The sequence below is a fragment of the Arthrobacter sp. zg-Y20 genome (assembly GCF_030142075.1).
Taxonomy (GTDB): Bacteria; Actinomycetota; Actinomycetes; order Actinomycetales; family Micrococcaceae; genus Arthrobacter_B.
The window spans coordinates 2,729,756-2,749,537 of the sequence record NZ_CP126241.1 but is presented as its reverse complement, the minus strand read 5'-3'; the positions used below and the strand labels follow the sequence as shown (position 1 = coordinate 2,749,537).

Annotated in this window: 26 protein-coding genes; 25 read left to right on the top strand and 1 reads right to left on the bottom strand. The window is 64.2% G+C overall.

The window, feature by feature from the left end:
• The first annotated feature begins 156 nt into the window (after window positions 1-156).
• From rplN to glmM, 22 genes are all read left to right on the top strand, one after another.
• Window positions 157-525 carry a 50S ribosomal protein L14 gene (gene rplN, locus QNO06_RS13145; protein WP_055239356.1) on the top strand — a complete coding sequence of 123 codons (369 nt, stop codon included), beginning with the start codon at window positions 157-159 and terminating at the stop codon, window positions 523-525.
• 3 nt (window positions 526-528) lie between these two features.
• Entirely contained in the window at window positions 529-888 is a 360-nt protein-coding gene (rplX, locus tag QNO06_RS13140; protein WP_227912806.1) for a 50S ribosomal protein L24, read from the top strand.
• Window positions 888-1,457 carry a 50S ribosomal protein L5 gene (gene rplE / locus QNO06_RS13135; protein ID WP_227912807.1) on the top strand — a complete coding sequence of 190 codons (570 nt, stop codon included), beginning with the start codon at window positions 888-890 and terminating at the stop codon, window positions 1,455-1,457. Before rplX ends, rplE begins: the two co-directional genes overlap by 1 nt.
• A gap of 90 nt (window positions 1,458-1,547) precedes the next feature.
• Window positions 1,548-1,946 (top strand): 30S ribosomal protein S8, encoded by a 399-nt coding sequence (rpsH, locus tag QNO06_RS13130; protein WP_146361106.1) that lies wholly within the window; start codon window positions 1,548-1,550, stop codon window positions 1,944-1,946.
• 18 nt (window positions 1,947-1,964) lie between these two features.
• Window positions 1,965-2,501, top strand: a complete 537-nt coding sequence (gene rplF / locus QNO06_RS13125) for a 50S ribosomal protein L6 (RefSeq protein ID WP_227912808.1) — start codon at window positions 1,965-1,967, stop codon at window positions 2,499-2,501.
• 2 nt (window positions 2,502-2,503) lie between these two features.
• Window positions 2,504-2,887: a 50S ribosomal protein L18 gene (gene rplR, locus QNO06_RS13120; RefSeq protein WP_227912809.1), complete on the top strand. Its 384-nt coding sequence runs from the start codon at window positions 2,504-2,506 to the stop codon at window positions 2,885-2,887.
• Window positions 2,888-2,916: 29 nt separating this feature from the next.
• Window positions 2,917-3,600, top strand: a complete 684-nt coding sequence (gene rpsE, locus QNO06_RS13115; RefSeq protein ID WP_227912810.1) for a 30S ribosomal protein S5 — start codon at window positions 2,917-2,919, stop codon at window positions 3,598-3,600.
• Between the two features lie 2 nt (window positions 3,601-3,602).
• On the top strand, window positions 3,603-3,815 hold the full coding sequence (gene rpmD / locus QNO06_RS13110; RefSeq protein ID WP_227912959.1) for a 50S ribosomal protein L30: 213 nt from the start codon (window positions 3,603-3,605) through the stop codon (window positions 3,813-3,815).
• A gap of 1 nt (window position 3,816) precedes the next feature.
• Window positions 3,817-4,272, top strand: coding sequence for a 50S ribosomal protein L15 (rplO, locus tag QNO06_RS13105; RefSeq protein ID WP_227912811.1), 456 nt, complete (start codon window positions 3,817-3,819; stop codon window positions 4,270-4,272).
• 247 nt (window positions 4,273-4,519) lie between these two features.
• The gene (secY, locus tag QNO06_RS13100) at window positions 4,520-5,830 is read left to right on the top strand and encodes a preprotein translocase subunit SecY (protein ID WP_227912812.1); all 1,311 of its coding nucleotides are present in this window, start codon (window positions 4,520-4,522) and stop codon (window positions 5,828-5,830) included.
• Window positions 5,827-6,399, top strand: a complete 573-nt coding sequence (locus tag QNO06_RS13095; RefSeq protein WP_227912813.1) for an adenylate kinase — start codon at window positions 5,827-5,829, stop codon at window positions 6,397-6,399. The genes secY and QNO06_RS13095 overlap by 4 nt, the downstream gene beginning before the upstream one ends.
• Before the next feature lie 66 nt (window positions 6,400-6,465).
• The gene (map, locus tag QNO06_RS13090; protein WP_227912814.1) at window positions 6,466-7,290 is read left to right on the top strand and encodes a type I methionyl aminopeptidase; all 825 of its coding nucleotides are present in this window, start codon (window positions 6,466-6,468) and stop codon (window positions 7,288-7,290) included.
• 283 nt (window positions 7,291-7,573) lie between these two features.
• A complete protein-coding gene (gene infA, locus QNO06_RS13085) occupies window positions 7,574-7,795 on the top strand; it encodes a translation initiation factor IF-1 (protein WP_055239372.1) in 222 nt (73 codons plus the stop codon).
• Between the two features lie 84 nt (window positions 7,796-7,879).
• Window positions 7,880-7,993 (top strand): 50S ribosomal protein L36, encoded by a 114-nt coding sequence (gene rpmJ / locus QNO06_RS13080; RefSeq protein WP_012397712.1) that lies wholly within the window; start codon window positions 7,880-7,882, stop codon window positions 7,991-7,993.
• Window positions 7,994-8,193: 200 nt separating this feature from the next.
• Window positions 8,194-8,571 carry a 30S ribosomal protein S13 gene (rpsM, locus tag QNO06_RS13075; RefSeq protein WP_146361124.1) on the top strand — a complete coding sequence of 126 codons (378 nt, stop codon included), beginning with the start codon at window positions 8,194-8,196 and terminating at the stop codon, window positions 8,569-8,571.
• A 65-nt stretch (window positions 8,572-8,636) separates the two neighbouring features.
• On the top strand, window positions 8,637-9,038 hold the full coding sequence (rpsK, locus tag QNO06_RS13070) for a 30S ribosomal protein S11 (protein WP_049829160.1): 402 nt from the start codon (window positions 8,637-8,639) through the stop codon (window positions 9,036-9,038).
• Between the two features lie 181 nt (window positions 9,039-9,219).
• Entirely contained in the window at window positions 9,220-10,230 is a 1,011-nt protein-coding gene (locus tag QNO06_RS13065) for a DNA-directed RNA polymerase subunit alpha (RefSeq protein WP_227912815.1), read from the top strand.
• 65 nt (window positions 10,231-10,295) lie between these two features.
• A complete protein-coding gene (gene rplQ, locus QNO06_RS13060) occupies window positions 10,296-10,853 on the top strand; it encodes a 50S ribosomal protein L17 (RefSeq protein ID WP_227912816.1) in 558 nt (185 codons plus the stop codon).
• Between the two features lie 38 nt (window positions 10,854-10,891).
• Window positions 10,892-11,821 (top strand): tRNA pseudouridine synthase A, encoded by a 930-nt coding sequence (locus tag QNO06_RS13055; RefSeq protein WP_227912817.1) that lies wholly within the window; start codon window positions 10,892-10,894, stop codon window positions 11,819-11,821.
• Between the two features lie 306 nt (window positions 11,822-12,127).
• On the top strand, window positions 12,128-12,571 hold the full coding sequence (gene rplM, locus QNO06_RS13050) for a 50S ribosomal protein L13 (protein ID WP_146361130.1): 444 nt from the start codon (window positions 12,128-12,130) through the stop codon (window positions 12,569-12,571).
• 39 nt (window positions 12,572-12,610) lie between these two features.
• Window positions 12,611-13,108, top strand: coding sequence for a 30S ribosomal protein S9 (rpsI, locus tag QNO06_RS13045; RefSeq protein ID WP_227912818.1), 498 nt, complete (start codon window positions 12,611-12,613; stop codon window positions 13,106-13,108).
• A 340-nt stretch (window positions 13,109-13,448) separates the two neighbouring features.
• Window positions 13,449-14,813, top strand: coding sequence for a phosphoglucosamine mutase (gene glmM / locus QNO06_RS13040; RefSeq protein ID WP_227912819.1), 1,365 nt, complete (start codon window positions 13,449-13,451; stop codon window positions 14,811-14,813).
• Window positions 14,814-14,831: 18 nt separating this feature from the next.
• On the opposite strand, the gene coaA is transcribed toward glmM, so the two are convergent.
• On the bottom strand, window positions 14,832-15,812 hold the full coding sequence (coaA, locus tag QNO06_RS13035; protein WP_442860161.1) for a type I pantothenate kinase: 981 nt from the start codon (window positions 15,810-15,812) through the stop codon (window positions 14,832-14,834).
• A 124-nt stretch (window positions 15,813-15,936) separates the two neighbouring features.
• On the opposite strand from coaA, the gene glmS reads away from it, so the two are divergent.
• The 3 genes from glmS to QNO06_RS13020 are packed head-to-tail and all read left to right on the top strand — an operon-like array spanning window position 15,937 to window position 19,722.
• Window positions 15,937-17,823, top strand: coding sequence for a glutamine--fructose-6-phosphate transaminase (isomerizing) (glmS, locus tag QNO06_RS13030; protein ID WP_227912821.1), 1,887 nt, complete (start codon window positions 15,937-15,939; stop codon window positions 17,821-17,823).
• A gap of 11 nt (window positions 17,824-17,834) precedes the next feature.
• Window positions 17,835-18,185, top strand: a complete 351-nt coding sequence (locus tag QNO06_RS13025) for a holo-ACP synthase (RefSeq protein WP_227912822.1) — start codon at window positions 17,835-17,837, stop codon at window positions 18,183-18,185.
• Window positions 18,186-18,195: 10 nt separating this feature from the next.
• The gene (locus tag QNO06_RS13020; RefSeq protein WP_227912826.1) at window positions 18,196-19,722 is read left to right on the top strand and encodes an NAD(P)H-hydrate epimerase; all 1,527 of its coding nucleotides are present in this window, start codon (window positions 18,196-18,198) and stop codon (window positions 19,720-19,722) included.
• Window positions 19,723-19,782 lie beyond the last annotated feature (60 nt).

The following is a 19,782-nucleotide window of genomic DNA, read 5'->3' as shown; positions in this document are numbered from 1 at the left end:
AGACAAAAGCCCGATAATCTTGTTCGACGCCGTAAAGGCAGCCTGCACTGGCGTGCGGCCTGCCGGCCAGGCGTTGAGTACCAGTATTACGGGGTCCACCCATATCCGTTCCGCAAGGCTCAGTACTGAGAACCGGCGCGACGACAGGAGTAATAAGTGATTCAGCAGGAGTCGCGACTGAAGGTCGCCGACAACACGGGTGCCAAGGAAATCTTGACCATCCGCGTTCTCGGTGGATCCGGCCGTCGCTACGCAGGCATTGGCGACACCATTGTTGCCACCGTCAAGGATGCAATTCCCGGCGGCAACGTCAAAAAGGGCGACGTGGTCAAGGCCGTCATCGTCCGTACCAAGAAGGAACGCCGCCGCCAGGACGGTTCCTACATCAAGTTCGATGAGAACGCTGCAGTGATCTTGAAGAACGACGGCGACCCCCGCGGTACCCGTATCTTCGGCCCGGTCGGCCGCGAACTTCGCGACAAGAAGTTCATGAAGATCATTTCGCTGGCTCCGGAGGTGCTGTAGTCCATGGCAAAGATCAAGAAGGGTGACCTCGTTCAGGTCATCACCGGTGCAAAGGCTGAGCGCGGCGGAGACCGCGGTAAGCAGGGCAAGGTTCTGAAGGTCTTCCCCGAGAGCAACCGCGTTCTCGTTGAAGGCATCAACCGCGTCACCAAGCACACCAAGGTTGGCCAGTCCTCCCGCGGTTCCAAGACCGGCGGCATCGAGGTTGTCGAAGCCCCGATCCACGTTTCCAACGTCGCAGTCGTCGACCCGGAGACCAAGAAGCCGACCCGCGTTGGCTTCCGCACTGAAACCGTCGAAAAGAATGGCCGTGAGCGCACTGTGCGTATCCGCGTGGCCAAGGGCTCTGGGAAGGACCTCTAATGACTGAGACTGTCACCAAGATCGTTCCCCGTCTGAAGACCCGCTACGCAGCGGAGATCAAGCAGACCCTGCAGGACGAATTCAACTACTCAAACGTCAACCAGGTTCCCCGCCTCGTCAAGGTGGTCGTGAACATGGGTGTTGGAGATGCCGCCAAGGACTCCAAGCTCATTGACGGTGCGGTCCGGGACCTCACCCAGATCACGGGCCAGAAGCCCCAGGTCACCAAGGCACGCAAGTCCATCGCACAGTTCAAGCTGCGCGAAGGCATGCCGATCGGCGCGCACGTTACCCTGCGCGGCGACCGCATGTGGGAATTCGTAGACCGCTTGGTCACCCTGGCCCTGCCCCGTATCCGTGACTTCCGCGGCCTGAACGGCAAGCAGTTCGACGGCAACGGCAACTACACGTTCGGTCTGACCGAGCAGTCGATGTTCCACGAAATCGATCAGGACAAGATCGACCGCGTACGCGGCATGGACATCACCGTGGTTACCACCGCAAAGACCGATGACGAGGGACGCGCGCTGCTGAAGGCGCTCGGCTTCCCGTTCAAATCCGAAGATTAATTACTACGTAACAGGTCCGACGGACACCCGTGAGGCAACGCCGCACGGAACTCCTGCAGGAAACCGTTACGAGGGAGGGCAAGAGCCCAAATGACAATGACAGATCCTGTCGCAGATATGCTCACGCGTCTGCGCAATGCAAACTCGGCATACCACGATTCCGTGTCCATGCCCTACAGCAAGCTCAAGGCGCGCGTTGCTGACATCCTGAAGGCCGAGGGCTACATTGCCGGCTGGAAGGAAGAAGAAGCCGAGGTCGGCAAGAAGCTGACCCTGGACCTCAAGTTCGGTCCGAACCGCGAGCGTTCCATCGCCGGTGTACGCCGCATCTCCAAGCCCGGTCTGCGCGTTTACGCGAAGTCCACCAACCTGCCGCACGTGCTGGGTGGCCTGGGTATCGCAATCCTGTCGACGTCGTCAGGTCTCCTGACCGACCGCCAGGCCGCCAAGAAGGGCGTAGGTGGGGAAGTCCTCGCCTACGTCTGGTAGCAGGGAAGGGAAAGAAAAATGTCACGTATTGGACGTCTGCCCATCCCGGTTCCTGCCGGAGTAGATATCGCCATCAACGGCAACGTTGTGTCCGTCAAGGGCGCCAAGGGCGAGCTCAGCCACACTGTGCCCAGCCCGATCACGGCTTCCCTGGAAGACGGCATCATCACCGTTGTCCGACCGAACGACGAGCGTGAATCCCGCTCCCTCCACGGCCTGACCCGCACGCTGATCAGCAACATGATCACCGGCGTGACCGAGGGCTACAAGAAGGACCTGGAAATCGTTGGTACCGGTTACCGCGTTGTAGCAAAGGGTGCGGACCTCGAGTTCGCCCTGGGCTACAGCCACCCGGTTCCCGTCACGGCCCCGGAAGGCATCACGCTTACCGTGGTAGGCCCCACGAAGGTCACCGTGTCCGGTATCGACAAGCAGCAGGTGGGCGAGGTTTCCGCCAACATCCGCAAGCTGCGTAAGCCCGACCCCTACAAGGGCAAGGGTATTCGTTACGCCGGCGAGATTGTCCGCCGCAAGGTCGGAAAGGCTGGTAAGTAACCATGGCCATCAGCATCAATAAGAAGCGAAACAGCAAGAGCAAGTCTGCCCTGCGCAGCCGTCGCCAGCTGCGTATCCGCAAGCGGATTTCCGGCACCGGGGCCCGTCCCCGCCTGGTGGTTAACCGCTCTGCCCGCCACATCTTCGTCCAGGTTGTCGATGACACCCGTGGCGTAACCGTGGCTTCCGCCTCCACCATGGAAGCGGATCTGCGTGCACTGGAAGGCGATAAGACCGCCAAGGCCAAGCGCGTTGGCGAACTCGTCGCTGAGCGGTCCAAGGCCGCCGGCGTTGAAGCCGTTGTCTTTGACCGCGGTGGTAACCGCTACCACGGCCGCATTGCTGCAGTTGCAGACGGCGCACGTGAAGGTGGGCTGGCACTGTGACCGAGGTAAACAAGGAAAAGGAAAATCAGGTGACTGAAGCTACAGCTGCTGAGGCAACTGAGACCAAGGACGCCGCAGCAACCGGTACCGACGACCGCCGCGGCGGACGTCGCGGCGAGCAGCGCTCCGGCTCCGACCGTGGAGGCCGCGGCGAACGCGGTGGCCGCGGTGGCCGCGACGGCGGACGCAACGATGATAAGGACAAGTTCATTGAACGCGTCGTTACCATCAACCGCGTTGCCAAGGTGGTCAAGGGTGGCCGTCGCTTCAGCTTCACCGCCCTCGTTGTTGTCGGTGACGGCAACGGCATGGTCGGCGTTGGCTACGGCAAGGCAAAGGAAGTTCCCTCCGCTATCGCAAAGGCTGTCGAAGAAGCCAAGAAGTCCTTCTTCCGCGTCCCGCGCATCGGTGGAACCGTCCCGCACCTCGTCCAGGGTGAAGCTGCTGCAGGCGTAGTCCTGCTGCGTCCGGCTTCCCCGGGTACCGGCGTTATCGCCGGTGGTCCGGTCCGCGCCATCCTCGAATGCGCCGGAATCCACGACGTTCTGTCCAAGTCGCTCGGATCCTCCAACGCCATCAACATCGTGCACGCCACGGTTGATGCGCTGAAGCGCCTCGAAGAGCCCCAGGCAGTGGCAGCCCGCCGCGGCCTGCCGCTGGACCAGGTTGTTCCGGCCGCAATGCTCCGCAACATGCAGAAGGCAGGTGCCTGATGATGACGACTCCGAAGAACGTCGCCGTTAGCTCGGCGCGGCTCGAAATCACTCAGATTAAGTCCACCATCGGTGGTAAGCAGAATCAGCGCGACACGCTGCGTTCACTGGGCCTGAAGCACATCGGCGACTCCGTCGTCCGTACTGCAGACGCCGTGACCGTTGGCATGATCAACACGGTTCCGCACCTCGTGAAGGTTGAGGAGGCGAAGTAACATGCCCGAAGAAATCAAGACTCTGAAGGTCCACCACCTGCGTCCGGCACCCGGTGCCAAGACGGCCAAGACCCGCGTTGGCCGCGGTGAAGGTTCCAAGGGTAAGACGGCAGGCCGCGGTACCAAGGGTACGGCTGCCCGCTACCAGGTCAAGGCCGGTTTCGCAGGCGGGCAGCTTCCGCTGCACATGCGCCTGCCGAAGCTGCGCGGCTTCAAGAACCCGTTCCGGGTCGAGTTCCAGGTTGTAAACCTGGACAAGATCTCGGAGCTGTTCCCCGAAGGCGGCGCCGTGACCATCGAAGCACTGGTTGCCAAGGGTGCGGTTCGCAAGAACCAGCCCGTGAAGGTTCTCGGCTCCGGCGATATCACCGTCAAGGTTGATATCTCCGCCAACGCCTTCTCCGCCAGCGCTGCAGAAAAGATCGCCGCAGCAGGCGGATCCACCACCGAGGTCTAAGACTTCCGTGGCGGGCCTGTTTCCCTCCCCGGCCGGACGCACCGAGCGTGCCGGCAGGGGAGGGGTGCACGATCCCATGTTTCACCCCTGAACTCCTGGCGGGCCGGCGAACGGTCCGCCGGGAGTTCAGTTCTGTTTAACGCAACTACCGCGCCCCGTACGCCGTTAACGCAGTACGGGGTCGGAGCGGCTAGACTCTGTTTCTGTCACAAGTCCGCATGGGACTTTCCAACCTTCAGGAGGACGCTTGCTTAGCGCTATTGGCCGGGCTTTCCGGACGCCAGACCTGCGACGCAAGCTGTTGTTTACGCTGGGTATCATCACTATCTTCCGCATGGGTGCTTTTATCCCGGCCCCGGGTGTTGACTACGGCAATGTGCAGCAGTGCTTGGATCTGGGTGCCACCTCGGGTGGCATATATGAATTCGTCAACCTCTTTAGCGGCGGCGCCCTGCTGCAGGTTTCCATCTTTGCGCTCGGGATCATGCCGTACATTACGGCGAGCATCATCGTGCAGCTGCTGCGCGTGGTCATTCCGCACTTCCAGGCGCTGCATGACGAAGGCGCCCAGGGCCAGTCGAAGCTGACGCAGTACACCCGCTACCTGACCATCTTCCTTGGCTTGCTGAACGCAACCACGGTGGTTTCCCTGGCGCGCACGGGTGCCCTGTTTGGCAACCAGTGCCCGTACGACATCATTCCTGACCAGGGCATCGTCACGATCCTCCTGCTGATCATCACCCTGACCGCCGGAACCGGCGTCATCATGTGGATGGGCGAAATGGTCACGGAGAAGGGCGTGGGCAACGGCATGTCGCTGCTGATCTTCACCTCCATCGCAGCGTCCTTCCCCAGCGCCCTCGGCGCCATCATCACGTCCAAGGGCTGGACCGTGTTCCTCGGCGTGCTTGGCATCGGCATCCTCGTAGTGGCCCTGGTGGTCCTGGTCGAGCAGTCCCAGCGCCGTATTCCGGTGCAGTACGCCAAGCGCATGGTCGGGCGGCGCACAGTGGGCGGCACCAACACCTACATTCCGATCAAGGTCAACATGGCCGGCGTGATTCCCGTGATCTTCGCGTCCTCCATGCTGTACCTGCCCACGCTGATCGCGCAGTTCAACACCCCCAGCACCGGCTCGCCTGCCGGCTGGGTCGTGTGGATCAACAACCACCTGGTCAGCGGCGAGCACCCGCTCTACATGGCGGTCTACTTCCTCCTGATCGTCTTCTTCACGTACTTCTACGTCTCCATCACGTTCAACCCGGACGAGGTTTCGGAGAACATGAAGAAATACGGCGGCTTCATCCCCGGCATCCGGGCCGGCCGCCCCACCGCCGAGTACCTGCAGTACGTGCTCTCCCGGATCACGCTGCCCGGCGCCCTGTACCTGGGCTTTGTCGCCCTGATCCCGCTGATTGCTCTGGTCGTTGTTGGAGCCAACCAGAACTTCCCGTTCGGCGGAACGTCAATCCTCATCATGGTTGGTGTGGGACTGGAAACGGTTAAGCAAATTGACGCGCAGCTCCAGCAACGTCACTACGAAGGGTTATTGCGATGACAAGAATGCTCATTATCGGGCCTCCCGGGGCCGGTAAAGGAACTCAGGCCGCCCGGATATCGGACCGCCTCGGTGTCACGGCAATATCGACCGGAGACATCTTCCGCTCCCACGTCAAGGAGCTCACGCCCCTGGGCGTAGAAGCCAAGAAGTTCATCGACGCCGGAAACTTCGTCCCGGACAGCGTCACCAACGGCATGGTCCGCACCCGCCTGCAGGAGGACGACGTCGAGCGCGGTTTCCTGCTGGACGGTTACCCGCGCACTGTGGCGCAGGTCGAGGAACTGGACGACATCCTGGCCGGCAACGGCCAGAAGCTCGACGCCGTGCTGCTGCTGACCGCCGACGACGACGAACTGGTGGCGCGGCTGCTCAAGCGGGCCGAGCTTGAAGGCCGCAGCGATGACACCGAAGACGTCATCCGCCACCGGCTGGACCTCTACAAGCAGCAGACGGCCGACGTCGTTGCCCGCTACGAAGACCGGGGGATCGTCACCCGCGTGGACGGCCTCGGCGCCATCGACGAGGTCACGGAGCGGGTCATGGACGCGCTGAAGGACCTGCGCTGACACATCCGGCACGTGGCGAATGCCAGGCAGCGCCAAAGAGTTATCCGCTAGGAAGTTAGAAGACACATGTTCGGCCAGCCCCGGATCCAGTACAAGACAAATGAACAGATGCGCATCATGCGCGAAGCCGGCCTCGTGCTGATCTCTGCGCTTGACGCCGCCGTCAAGGCCGCCGATGTGGGCGTGAGTACCCGCGAGATCGACGCAGTATTCGCGGGGGTCCTGCGGGAAAAGGGAGCCACCTCCAATTTCCTGGGCTACCACGACTACCCGGCCACGGTCTGCACGTCGGTGAACGAAGAAGTTGTCCACGGCATCCCGGGGGACCGGGTGCTGCAGGACGGCGACATCATTTCCATCGACGGCGGCGCCGTGGTCCGCGGGTGGCACTCGGACTCGGCACGCACCGTGATTGTGGGTACCGCAGACCCCGAGGACCAGCGGCTCTCCGACGTCACCGAGGAAGCCATGTGGCACGGCATCGCCGCAGCCGCCAAGGGCAGGTTCGTGGGGGATATCGGAGCAGCCGTGGATGACTACGTCAGCGGGGTACCCGGCAAGCGGCTGGGGATCCTGGAGGACTATGTCGGCCACGGCATCGGCACCGAAATGCACCAGGCCCCGGATGTGCTGAACTACCGCACCGGCCACAACGGTCCGAAGCTGCGCCCGGGAATGTGCCTGGCCATCGAACCGATGCTTGTCCGCGGGAAGATCACCACCCGCACCTTGGATGATGACTGGACCGTAATCACCGAAGACGGCAGCCGGTCCAGCCAGTGGGAGCATTCCGTGGCAATTCACGAAAAGGGTATTTGGGTGCTGACCGCGCCCGACGGCGGTGCCTCCAGGCTTGAGCCGCTCGGCGTCACTCCGGTTCCCATCCCGTAGCGGGCGATCCATTGCCCTTGCAGGCCCCGTTCCGGTTTGGAACGGGGCCTGCTCTCGTAGGGGAGCATCGGCTATCCAGGCAGGATTCGGACTGGACAGGTGGAGCGATTTAACTTATGGGTCCTCTTCCCGTAGAGTTATCTGTTGGTTGTCTCTACATTCGTGCCCGGAATACCCGCCGTCGATGCCCTGTGCAGCGGAAGCGGTCTGCGGCACAGGTAGGGGAACCACAATCGAAAACCGTTCCCGGCTCAGGCCGGGGGCACAGACGTTAGCGGAGGATATGGCCAAGAAAGACGGCGTCATTGAGATCGAGGGCTCGGTCAACGAAGCCCTGCCCAACGCGATGTTCCGCGTTGAGCTGGCCAACGGCCACATTGTGCTCGCACACATCTCGGGAAAGATGCGTCAACACTACATTCGCATCCTCCCAGGAGACCGCGTTGTAGTGGAACTTAGCCCGTACGACCTCACCCGGGGTCGGATCGTCTACCGCTACAAATAAACCGCTGCAAAGACGGACGGCGGACCGGCCCAGCCGGCCTGCCCCACGTTGAAGCTCAACCCTGCAACCACGCAAAGGAACACCATGAAGGTACAGCCGAGCGTCAAGCAGATCTGCGATAAGTGCAAGGTGATTCGCCGTAACGGTCGAGTCATGGTGATCTGCGAGAACCCGCGCCACAAGCAGCGCCAGGGCTAATCAGCCGCTCTTCCGCCGAGGCCTGCAAGGGCAGCGGCAAGAGGGCCCCTTACACAGGGATCAGCCCACGCGTAGTTAATTGAATATGGCAGTGCAGCGTCAATACGCGTGACGCATACCCCCGGTACGGAGGCCGGGGACCTGGCAACAGGGACGCACTGCTTCAGACCTCCGGTAATAACCAAAGGAGAACCGCCGATATGGCACGTCTCGCTGGCGTTGACATTCCCCGCGAAAAGCGGGTAGTGATTGCGCTTACCTACATCTACGGCGTGGGCAAGACCCGTGCAGAGCAGACCCTTGCAGAGACCGGCATCAGCCCGGAAACTCGCGTCAAGGACCTCACCGACGCTGAACTCGTTCAGCTGCGTGACTACATCGAGGGCAACTTCAAGGTTGAGGGTGACCTCCGCCGTGAGGTGGCCGCCGACATCCGCCGCAAGGTCGAGATCGGCAGCTACCAGGGTATCCGCCACCGTCGTGGCATGCCCGTCCACGGTCAGCGCACGAAGACCAACGCTCGTACCCGCAAGGGCCCGAAGCGCACCGTTGCCGGTAAGAAGAAGGCCGGCCGCTAAACAGCGGTCTTACGGCCACGGCCCGAATCCGGGCCACCTAAACCAAACTCTTTGTAGGAGAAGTAATGCCCCCCAAGACTCGTGGAGCGGTCCGCAAGCCGCGTCGCAAGGATAAGAAGAATATCGCGCTCGGCCAGGCGCATATCAAGAGCACCTTCAACAACACCATCGTGTCCATCACGGACCCGTCCGGTGCTGTTATCTCATGGGCTTCCGCCGGTGAGGTTGGCTTCAAGGGCTCCCGTAAGTCCACCCCGTTCGCTGCTCAGATGGCTGCTGAAGCCGCTGCAAAGCGCGCACAGGAGCACGGCGTCCGCAAGGTCGACGTCTTCGTGAAGGGCCCGGGCTCCGGTCGCGAGACCGCCATCCGTTCGCTGCAGGCCACCGGCCTGGAGGTTGGCTCCATTCAGGACGTCACCCCGAGCGCGCACAACGGCTGCCGTCCCCCGAAGCGCCGCCGCGTCTAATCAGTCATTCGGTTCCGGTTCCCCCGGCGGGCAGGCCACTTCGGTGGCCGGCCCGCCGGAGGCCCACCGGTCCCGGGCACGTGGCTGTTAGCCGTCCAAGACGCCCGCGGAAGACCCGTCGTCGTCGTTTCCACCATTTGTGTTGCGTCATATAGCGGATGCTCGCTGAAAGGAAATGCAAGTGCTCATTGCACAGCGCCCTACCCTCACTGAAGAAGTCGTAGCCGATAACCGCTCACGGTTCATCATCGAACCCCTGGAGCCCGGTTTCGGTTACACCCTCGGTAACTCCCTCCGTCGTACCCTGCTCTCCTCCATCCCCGGTGCCGCTGTAACCAGCATCCGGATTGACGGCGTGCTGCACGAGTTCACGACGGTTCCCGGCGTCAAGGAAGATGTCACTGAGATCATCCTGAACGTCAAGAACCTCTCGGTTTCCTCCGAGCACGACGAGCCCGTTGTGGCGTACCTGCGCAAGCAGGGCCCCGGCGTGGTGACGGCTGCGGACATCGCTCCGCCGGCCGGCGTGGAGTTCCACAATCCCGACCTGCACATCGCCACCCTGAACTCGAAGGGCAAGTTCGAACTCGAACTGACCATCGAGCGCGGCCGCGGCTACGTGTCGGCCAGCCAGAACAAGTCCGGTGACCAGGAGATCGGCCGCATCCCGGTCGACTCCATTTACTCGCCGGTCCTGAAGGTGACCTTCCGCGTGGAGGCCACCCGTGTTGAACAGCGCACCGACTTCGATCGCCTGATCGTTGACGTTGAGACCAAGGATGCCATTGCACCGCGCGACGCCGTCGCCTCTGCCGGCACCACCCTGGTTGAACTGTTCGGCCTGGCACGTGAACTCAACACCGCCGCTGAAGGTATCGAAATCGGCCCGAGCCCCACGGATGCCGCACTGGCAGCCGACATGGCCCTGCCGATCGAAGACCTCGAGCTGACCGTGCGTTCTTACAACTGCCTCAAGCGCGAAGGCATCCACACGGTGGGTGAACTCGTTGCCCGCTCCGAGGCTGACCTGATGGACATCCGCAACTTTGGTGCGAAGTCCATCGATGAGGTGAAGGCAAAGCTGGTTGAACTGGGTCTGTCCCTGAAGGATTCCCCTCCCGGGTTCGACCTGGCCGCCCGTGCCGCAGCTATTGAAGAGGACGAGTCCGAATACTCGGACGACGAGCTCTAACTGAAGCAAATTCTTGCCGGCGGGCTTTGAAAGCACCGTACGGCACCGTTTGAGGAGAAAATGTAATGCCTACACCCACCAAGGGTAAGCGCCTCGGAGGCAGCCCGGCACACCAGCGCCTGATGCTGGCCAACCTTGCCGCGCAGCTGTTCGAGCACAAGCAGATCACCACCACGGTGACCAAGGCCAAGCGTCTGCGTCCCTACGCAGAACGCCTGATCACGTTCGCTAAGCGCGGGGACCTGTCCTCACGCCGCCGCGTCCTGGCCCTGATCTCCGACAAGGGCATCGTCCACGAGCTCTTCACCGATATTGCTCCGGCAGTGGCGAAGCGCGACGGCGGTTACACCCGCATCACCAAGATCGGCAACCGCAAGGGCGACAACGCTCCCATGGCTGTCATCGAACTGGTCCTGGAACCGCTTTCGGCCAAGCAGTCGGTTGTGGCCGAGGCCAACACCGCAGCTGCCGTAGCCGCTCCGGCTCCGGTCGAAGAGTCCGCCGATTCGGCTGAGTCCGCTGAGTCTGCTGAATCAGCAGAGTCTGCCGATTCTGCTGACGAGGCAGTCGTTGTTTCCGAAGAAGCACCCGAAGCAGTCGTGGAGACCGAAGAGAAGAAGTAATTCTTCGCTGACGTCCCGGTGCCCTTAATATGGGTGCTATGACTCTTGAAAGGCCCGCCCTCCCTGAACCGGACGGCGGGCCTTTCCGCGTCCGGATGGACCTTGCCTATGACGGGGCGCCCTTCTCCGGGTGGGCCGCCCAGCCAGGCCTGTGGACCGTTCAGGGCCTCGTGGAGGATGCCCTGGCAGTACTGCTGCGCCGGCCGGTCCGTATTACCGTAGCGGGGCGGACCGACGCCGGCGTGCATGCCCGCGGGCAGGTGGTGCACTTCGATCTCACTGCCGCGGAATGGTACGGACTGGCCCGCGGAAGGGACCTGGATCCGGGTGTCTCCCTGCGGCGCAGGCTGCACGGAGTGCTGAACAAGGAGCTGACAATGGCGGCGCGGGAGGCCGGCCAGCAGCGGCGCGCAATAGATGCCCATGGCGGCGCCGTGGAGGTACTGTCGGCAGTCCCGGCCCCGGCAGGCTTCGACGCCCGTTTCTCGGCCCTCTGGCGGCGGTACAGCTACCGGATATGTGACCTTCCCGAGAACCGGGACCCGCTGTCACGGCACACCACCCTCTGGTTCAAGGCACCCCTGGACATCGGGTTGATGAACCAAGCAGCGGACGGGGTACTGGGGATCCGGGACTTCCTTTCCTTCTGCAAGCCGCGCACCGGTTCCACCACCATCCGTGAACTGCAGGAGTTCAGTTTCAGCCGCGGCGCCGACGGGGTGATCACCACCCACATACAGGCGGACGCGTTCTGCCACAACATGGTCCGCTCGCTGGTAGGCGGCTCCCTGCTCGTCGGATCGGGGGAGCGGCGTCCGCAGTGGCTCGCCGACCGCCTCGCCGCCAGGATCCGGGACTCGAAATCGCTCCTCGCGCCGCCCCATCCGCTGGTCCTGGAAGAGGTCCGCTACCCGGCAGATGCGGAACTCGCCGGCCGGGCGGAACTGACCCGGGCACACCGCGAATAGCGCCGCGGCGGGCAGCCGGCGTAAAATGAGGGCAAATCCCATATCCCGGCGCTGCGGCAGCTTTTGACCAACCTACGTAAGCAGGCTATTGTTTATAGTCGTTGTGCGTGTCCTACCTCGATAGGCCTATGCCCACGGGAGCGGCTCAGTTGCAGAGCCACCTGGCCCCGGGGAAATAGCCGAGATATCAGGACCACTGGTTACTTCAGTCCTCACCTGACCATCCGGTAACGCATAGAGAAGCTGCACTGTCCATGGCACCATGGCCAGCGCGCCACCTAAGAAGAAGAAACGAAGGCAAACACCGTGCGTACGTACACCCCGAAGCCCGGCGACATCAACCGCCAGTGGCACGTCATTGACGCCACCGACGTTGTCCTAGGCCGTCTTGCCAGCCAGACCGCAACACTGCTGCGCGGAAAGCACAAGCCGACCTTTGCTCCCCACATGGACATGGGCGATTTCGTCATCATCATCAACGCTGAGAAGGTTGCCCTCACCGGCGCCAAGCTCGAACAGAAGCGTGCCTACCGCCACTCGGGTTACCCGGGCGGCCTGTCCTCCGTCAACTACGCCGAACTGCTGGAAAAGAACCCGGTGCGCGCAGTTGAGAAGGCCATCCGCGGCATGCTGCCCAAGAACTCCCTGGCTGCTGACCAGATCAGCAAGCTGAAGGTCTACCGCGGTGCCGAGCACCCGCACGCCGCTCAGCAGCCCAAGACCTTCGAAATCACCCAGGTCGCCCAGTAGTTCTGGCCCGCCAACTAAAGAATTAATTCAAGGAGAATCGTGGCTCAGAACACTGAAGAGCTGAATGAAAACACCGAGGAGCTCACCAGCTACACCTCGGAATCCTCTGACTCGGTCCAGACCGCTGTCAAGGAACGCCCCGCCCTGACCGTCCCCGGCTCCGCCGTCGGACGCCGCAAGCAGGCCATTGCCCGCGTGCGCGTTGTCCCGGGTACCGGCAAGTGGATCGTCAACGACCGCGAGCTCGAAGACTACTTCCCGAACAAGCTGCACCAGCAGGAAGTCAACGAGCCGTTCAAGCTTCTTGACCTCGAAGGCGCCTACGACGTCATCGCCCGTATCCACGGCGGTGGCCCCTCCGGCCAGGCCGGTGCGCTGCGCCTCGGCGTTGCCCGCTCGCTGAACGAGATCGACCGCGAGAACAACCGCCCGGCCCTGAAGAAGGCAGGCTTCCTGACTCGTGACGCCCGCGTCATCGAGCGCAAGAAGGCCGGTCTCAAGAAGGCCCGCAAGGCCCCGCAGTACTCCAAGCGCTAAAAAGCGCCTACCCAAACTGCATTCGCTGGAGCGAATGCAGTTTGGGGCCCTCGGCGCTTTTTGGCGCTTGGCTCCACAAGCGCCCGGAACACTTCGTTACAGAAGCGCCGGTCAGGGTTCTATTGCACAAAAAGGCAGTCGCTGCGGCGGCTGCCTTTTGTGTGTCACGGGAGCCCGCGGCAGAGGTGGGGCGGATTACCCCCACGCGTGTTTTTAGCCGCGCCGGGGGCCCTATCGGGGTGCCCGTTTCGGAGTCGGGACCGCACCGGTGGCAGAATGGGGCAGTAAGTTGCCCGTGTGCGGCTACCCGCTGTGGCTACAACCTGCTTGAGGATACGCAATGACTAGATTGTTTGGAACGGACGGTGTCCGTGGACTGGCCAATGGGCTGATCACCGCCGAAGTGGCCATGGGGCTCGCCCAGGCCGCCGCCGTCGTACTCGGCCACCGCCGCGTGGGCGAGGGCCGGCGTCCGGTGGCAGTGGTCGCACGCGACCCGCGGATCAGCGGTGACTTCATTTCCGCTGCCATGGAGGCAGGGCTGGCCAGCTCGGGCGTAGACGTCTTTGATGCAGGCGTGCTGCCGACCCCGGCCGCCGCGTACCTGGTGGCGGACCTCGGCGCCGACTTCGGCGTCGTTATTTCCGCATCCCACAATGCCGCCCCCGACAACGGCATCAAGTTCCTGGCCCGCGGCGGGCAGAAGCTGGATGACGCCGTCGAGGACGAGATCGAGGCGGAAATGTCCCGCCCAAGCCTGCGCCCCACCGGCAGCGAAGTGGGACGCATCCACCGCTTCGCCGACGCCGAGGACCGCTACGTGGTCCACCTGCTGCAGACCCTGCCCAACCGGATTGAAGGTCTCAAAGTTGTCCTCGACTGCGCGCACGGTGCCGCCAGCGGCTGCTCCCCGCAGGTCTTCGCCGACGCCGGGGCCGAGGTAGTGGTTATCGGAGCAGAGCCGGACGGCCTCAACATCAACGACGGCTACGGCTCCACCCACCTGGAGCAGCTGCAGGCCGCAGTTGTGGAGCACGGTGCGGACCTGGGCATTGCCCACGACGGCGACGCCGACCGCTGCCTGGCAGTTGACCACGAAGGAAACGTGGTGGACGGGGACCAGATCATGGCCATCATGGCCGTGGCCATGAAGGAAGCCGGCAAGCTCAAGGACAACGCCCTTGTGGCCACCGTCATGAGCAACCTGGGCTTGAAGCTGGCGCTGCGCGAAGCCGGCATCGCGCTTATCGAGACCGGAGTCGGCGACCGTTACGTGCTCGAAGGCATGCGCAGCGGCGGTTACAGCCTCGGCGGCGAGCAGTCCGGACACGTGATCTTCTCCGAATACGCCACCACCGGCGACGGCGTGCTCACCGGGCTGCAGCTGGCCGCCCAGGTGGCACGCACGGGCCGCACCCTGAAGCAGTTGGCCGGCGTCATGGAGAAGCTCCCGCAGGTTCTAATCAACGTCAAGGGCGTGGACAAGTCCGCCGTTGAAAGCAATGAACCCGTCCGGCAGGCCGTGGCCCAGGCGCAGGCAGAGCTGGGGGAGACGGGCCGCGTGCTGCTGCGTCCCTCCGGCACGGAGCCGGTGGTCCGGGTCATGGTGGAAGCGGCCGACACGGGCACTGCCTCCGCAACGGCCCGCCGCCTGGCCGATGCCGTGGAAGCCAACCTGGCGCTGAACGCCGGCGCCGCCGTCTAGCTTTCCGGCCCGCCGGACCTACGTCTTACGCAGCAGCATCCGCGTCACTGAGTGGTCCGCGTCCTTGGTCAGTACCAACTGGGCGCGGCCCCTCGTGGGCAGGACGTTTGTCACCAGGTTCGGTTCGTTGATCCGCTTCCAGATGTCCAGGGCGGTGGCACGGGCCTGCTCGTCCGTGAGCCCGGCGTACCGGTGGAAGTACGACGCCGGGTCCGCGAAGGCCCCGCTGCGCAGCGACTGGAACCGCTGGACGTACCACTCCTCGATGTAGGACGTGCGGGCGTCCACATAGATGGAAAAGTCGAAGAAGTCGCTCAGGGCCAGGCCCGCCCGCCCGTCCGCCCGGGTGCGTGCCGGTGCCAGGACGTTCAGGCCTTCGACAATCAGCACATCCGGGCGGCGAACCACCACTTCCTCGTCCGGCACGATGTCGTACGTCAGGTGCGAGTACTTCGGCGCCCGCACCTCCTCGGCGCCGCTCTTCACCGCACTGACAAAGCGCAGCAGCCGGCGGCGGTCGTAGGACTCCGGGAAGCCCTTGCGCTGCATCAGCCCCCGGCGCTCCAACTCCGCATTGGGATAGAGGAAACCGTCGGTGGTGATCAGTTCCACGTTCGGCGTTTCCGGCCACCGCCGCAGCATCTCGCGCAGCACGCGCGCCGTGGTGGACTTTCCCACCGCCACGGACCCGGCGACACCGATCACGAAGGGAGTGCGCGTGGTCTTTTCACCCAGGAACGTGGTGGTGGCGCTGTGCAGGCGCCCGGCGGCCGCGACGTAAAGGTTCAACAGCCGGGACAGGGGCAGGTAGACCTCGCGGATCTCCTCGAGGTTCAGCTGGTCGCCCAACCCGCGCAGGCGCAGGATGTCATCCTGGTTCAGAGGGGACCGGATCTCATGTGAGAGCCGTGACCAGGTTTTGCGGTCCAGCTCAACAAAGGGAGTGACACTGCCCTCGGGGGAGTGGTCGGGAGAGGGCTTCGCATGGCGTTCTGTCACCCTAGGAATTCTGCCCTGAAGCGCCTGCATTCCCAAACGGCCGCGGCGGCGGATCCCGCCGCGCAGCGCGGGCAGCCCGTCCGGGTTTTCAGCACTGCGACCACCTGCCGGTACTCTTATGGGTATGTGTGGAATTATTGGATATGCAGGCCGCCCGGGTGCCGTAAGCGGTACTGAAACTGCCGGCCACGGGGCCCTCGACGTTGTGATGGAAGGCCTGCGGCGGCTTGAATACCGCGGCTATGACTCGGCGGGCGTAGCTGTCCTGACCCCCCTGGGCATTGAGTACCGCAAGAAGTCCGGCAAGCTGGCCAACCTGGTGGCCGAACTCGAGGCTGCTCCGCTGCCGGCCGCCACCACCGGAATCGGCCACACCCGCTGGGCCACCCACGGCGGCCCGAGTGATGAAAACGCGCACCCCCACCTGGCGGACAACGGCCGCCTGGCCGTGATCCACAACGGGATCATCGAGAACTTCGCCGAGCTCAAGTCCGAGATGCTGGCCGCCGGCGCCGTGTTCGTGTCCGAAACCGATACCGAGGTAGCGGCGGCACTGCTCGCTTCGATCTACCGCGGCGAGGGCGGCGGGGACCTGACCCGTTCCATGCAGCTTGCCTGCCAGCGCCTGGAAGGCGCTTTCACCCTGCTGGCAGTGCACAACGATTCCCCCGGCACCGTGGTGGCAGCCCGCCGCAACTCCCCGCTCGTCGTCGGGCTGGGCGAGGGTGAGAACTTCCTGGGCTCGGATGTGTCCGGCTTCATTGACTTCACCCGCCGGGCCGTTGAACTGGGCCAGGACCAGGTTGTGACCATCACGCCGGACTCCGTGGATATCAGCGATTTCTTCGGGAAGCCCGCCGAAGGCACCGAGTTCCACGTGAACTGGGACGCTGCAGCTGCTGAAAAGGGCGGTTACGACTCCTTCATGGAGAAGGAAATCAACGACCAGCCGCAGGCAGTCGGCGACACCCTGCTGGGACGTTCCGACGCCGACGGCCGCCTGACCCTGGACGAGCTGCGCGTCAGCCCCGAGGACCTGAAGGCCGTCAACAAGATCATGGTCCTGGCCTGCGGCACCTCTGCCTACGCCGGGCAGGTTGCCAAGTACGCCATCGAGCACTGGTGCAGGATCCCCGTGGAGGTGGAACTCAGCCACGAGTTCCGTTACCGCGACCCCATCGTCGACTCCAACACGCTGATCGTGGCCATCTCCCAGTCCGGCGAGACCATGGATACCCTCATGGCCGTGCGCTACGCGAAGGAACAGGGCGCCAAGGTCCTGGCCATCTGCAATACCAACGGCTCCACCATTCCGCGTGAATCCGACGCCGTGCTCTACACGCACGCCGGACCGGAAATTGCCGTCGCATCCACCAAGGCGTTCCTGGCCCAGATCACCGCGGCGTACCTGCTGGGCCTGTACCTGGCCCAGATCCGCGGCAACAAGTTCCAGGGCGAGATCAAGGACATCCTGGCCGACCTGGCCAAGATCCCGGACAAGATCCAGCAGGTGCTGGACAACTCCGGCCAGATCAAGGACCTCGCGCAGCTGATGGCGGATACCGGTTCGGTGCTCTTCCTCGGCCGGCACGTCGGTTTCCCGGTCGCCATGGAAGGCGCCCTGAAGCTGAAGGAACTGGCGTACATCCACGCCGAGGGATTCGCTGCCGGTGAGCTCAAGCACGGTCCGATCGCCCTGATCGAGGAAGGCCAGCCCGTTTTCGTGGTGGTCCCCTCACCCCGCGGACGGGACTCCCTGCACGCGAAGGTGGTCTCCAACATCCAGGAGATCCGTGCCCGCGGCGCCAAGACCATCGTCATCGCCGAAGAGGGCGACGACGCGGTCAAGGCCTACGCCGAGCACATCTTCTACGTGCCGGAAACGCCCACGCTGCTGGCTCCGCTGCTGACCACCGTGCCGCTGCAGATCTTCGCCTGCGAACTGGCCACGGCCAAGGGCTTCGATGTGGACCAGCCGCGCAACCTTGCCAAGTCCGTCACCGTGGAATAGGGAGCTGCTGCGTGATTATTGGAATCGGCGTCGACGTTGTGGACGTGCCGCGCTTCGGGCGGCAGCTTGAACGCACGCCCGGGCTCCGGGCACGGCTGTTTGCGCCGGCGGAGCGGGAACTGAACCTCCGCTCCCTGGCGGCCCGTTTCGCCGCCAAGGAAGCCGTGGCCAAGGCGCTGGGGGCTCCGGCCGGCATGAACTGGCAGGACTGCCAGGTCCGGCTGGATCCGGCCGGTGCTCCGCAGCTGCAGATCGACGGAACCGTGGCCGCCGTGGCAGCGGGCAAGGGCGTGCGCACCTGGCACCTCTCGCTCAGCCATGACGGTGACGTGGCTACAGCAATGGTCATTGCCGAGGGCTAGGCTTTAGCGCATGATCAGTGCGTACACCGGGACGTCCGTCCGCCGTGCCGAGCAGCCCTTGCTGGCCGCCGGGCAGGGTGCCGAACTGATGCAGCGTGCAGCCTACGGGCTGTACGCTGCCACGGCCGCCGAGCTGGCTGCCCGACGCCGGATCTACGGTTCGCGCGTCGTCGTGCTGGCCGGGAGCGGCAACAATGGCGCAGACGCGCTGTATGCCGCGTCCCGTCTGGCCGCCCGCGGTGCGGCCGTGACGGCATTGCTGACATCTCAGGCAGCCCACTCCGAGGCCCTGGCGGCCGTCCGTGCCGAGGGCGGCCGGGTGGCAACCCTGGACGACCACAACGCTCCCGCCCTGGTTCGGGCCGTGCTGGCAGCGGACGCCGTCATTGACGGGGTCCTGGGTACCGGCGGCAGAGGCGGTCTCCGGGGTCCGGTACAGGTACTGGCGGAGGCGTTGAACTATCGCCCGCCGGGCTCCGGCCCCTTAGTGGTTGCCTGCGACCTGCCCAGCGGCGTGGACGCTGATTCCGGGCAAGCACCCGGTACCTGCCTGCACGCCGACCTGACCGTTACCTTCGGTGCGGTCAAAACGGGGTTGCTGGCCGGACCAGGTGCGGCGGCGGCCGGCCGGATCCGCTGCATCGATATTGGGCTGGGCCCGTACCTGGGCGCCCCCGAGGCTTTCCGGCTGCAGGACGAAGACCTCCCCGGGCTGCTGCCCGTACCGGGTCCCCGGGACCACAAATACAGCAGGGGTGTGCTGGGCATCGCCGCAGGCTCAGCCACCTACCCGGGCGCCGCGCTGATGGCCACGGGAGCAGCCCTGGCTACCGGGACGGGGATGGTCCGCTACCTCGGCCCCGACTCCGTGGCCCGGCTGGTCAACCTCACGCATCCTGAAGCGGTCTGCAGTACCGGCACGGTCTCGCTCACGCACGTCCAGGCCTGGCTGGCCGGCCCCGGAGCCGGGGAGGACGAAGCCCAGCACCGGCGCGCGGCCGACGCCATGTCTTCGGGGCTTCCGGCAGTGATCGATGCCGATGCGATCGGCGGCGTGCGTCCCGGACTGCATGCCGGCGTCGTCCTGACTCCGCACGCCGGCGAGCTCACCGCGCTGCTGCGCTCCCTCGGCGAAGAGGCGGACCGGACGGGCATCGAAGCAGATCCCGTCCGCTGGGTCCGCCGGGCCGCGGAACTCACCGGTGCCACGGTGCTGCTCAAAGGCTGGGCCACGCTGGTCGCGGCGCCCACCGGCGAGTTGTACAGCCAGGCGGAAGCCACCCCGTGGCTGGCGACGGCGGGAAGCGGCGACACGCTTTCGGGAATCCTCGGCGCCCTGCTGGCCACCGACCGCACGCCTGGCGCCGAACGAGAGCCGGGCCACTACGCACGGCTGGCCGCAGCGGCCGCAAGCCTGCATGGCCGGGCAGGTGTCCTGGCGTCCGCCGCCGGACCCGTGGAACCCTCGCAGCTTGGCCCGCTGATCCGGTCGCTGGTCGCGGAATTCACCCCACGGCGAAACCCAAAATTCAAGTAAACACCGCGTCTGGGGTACAAAAGTAAGCAGACATATTAATTTTGGTGTTGTCAGGAACTA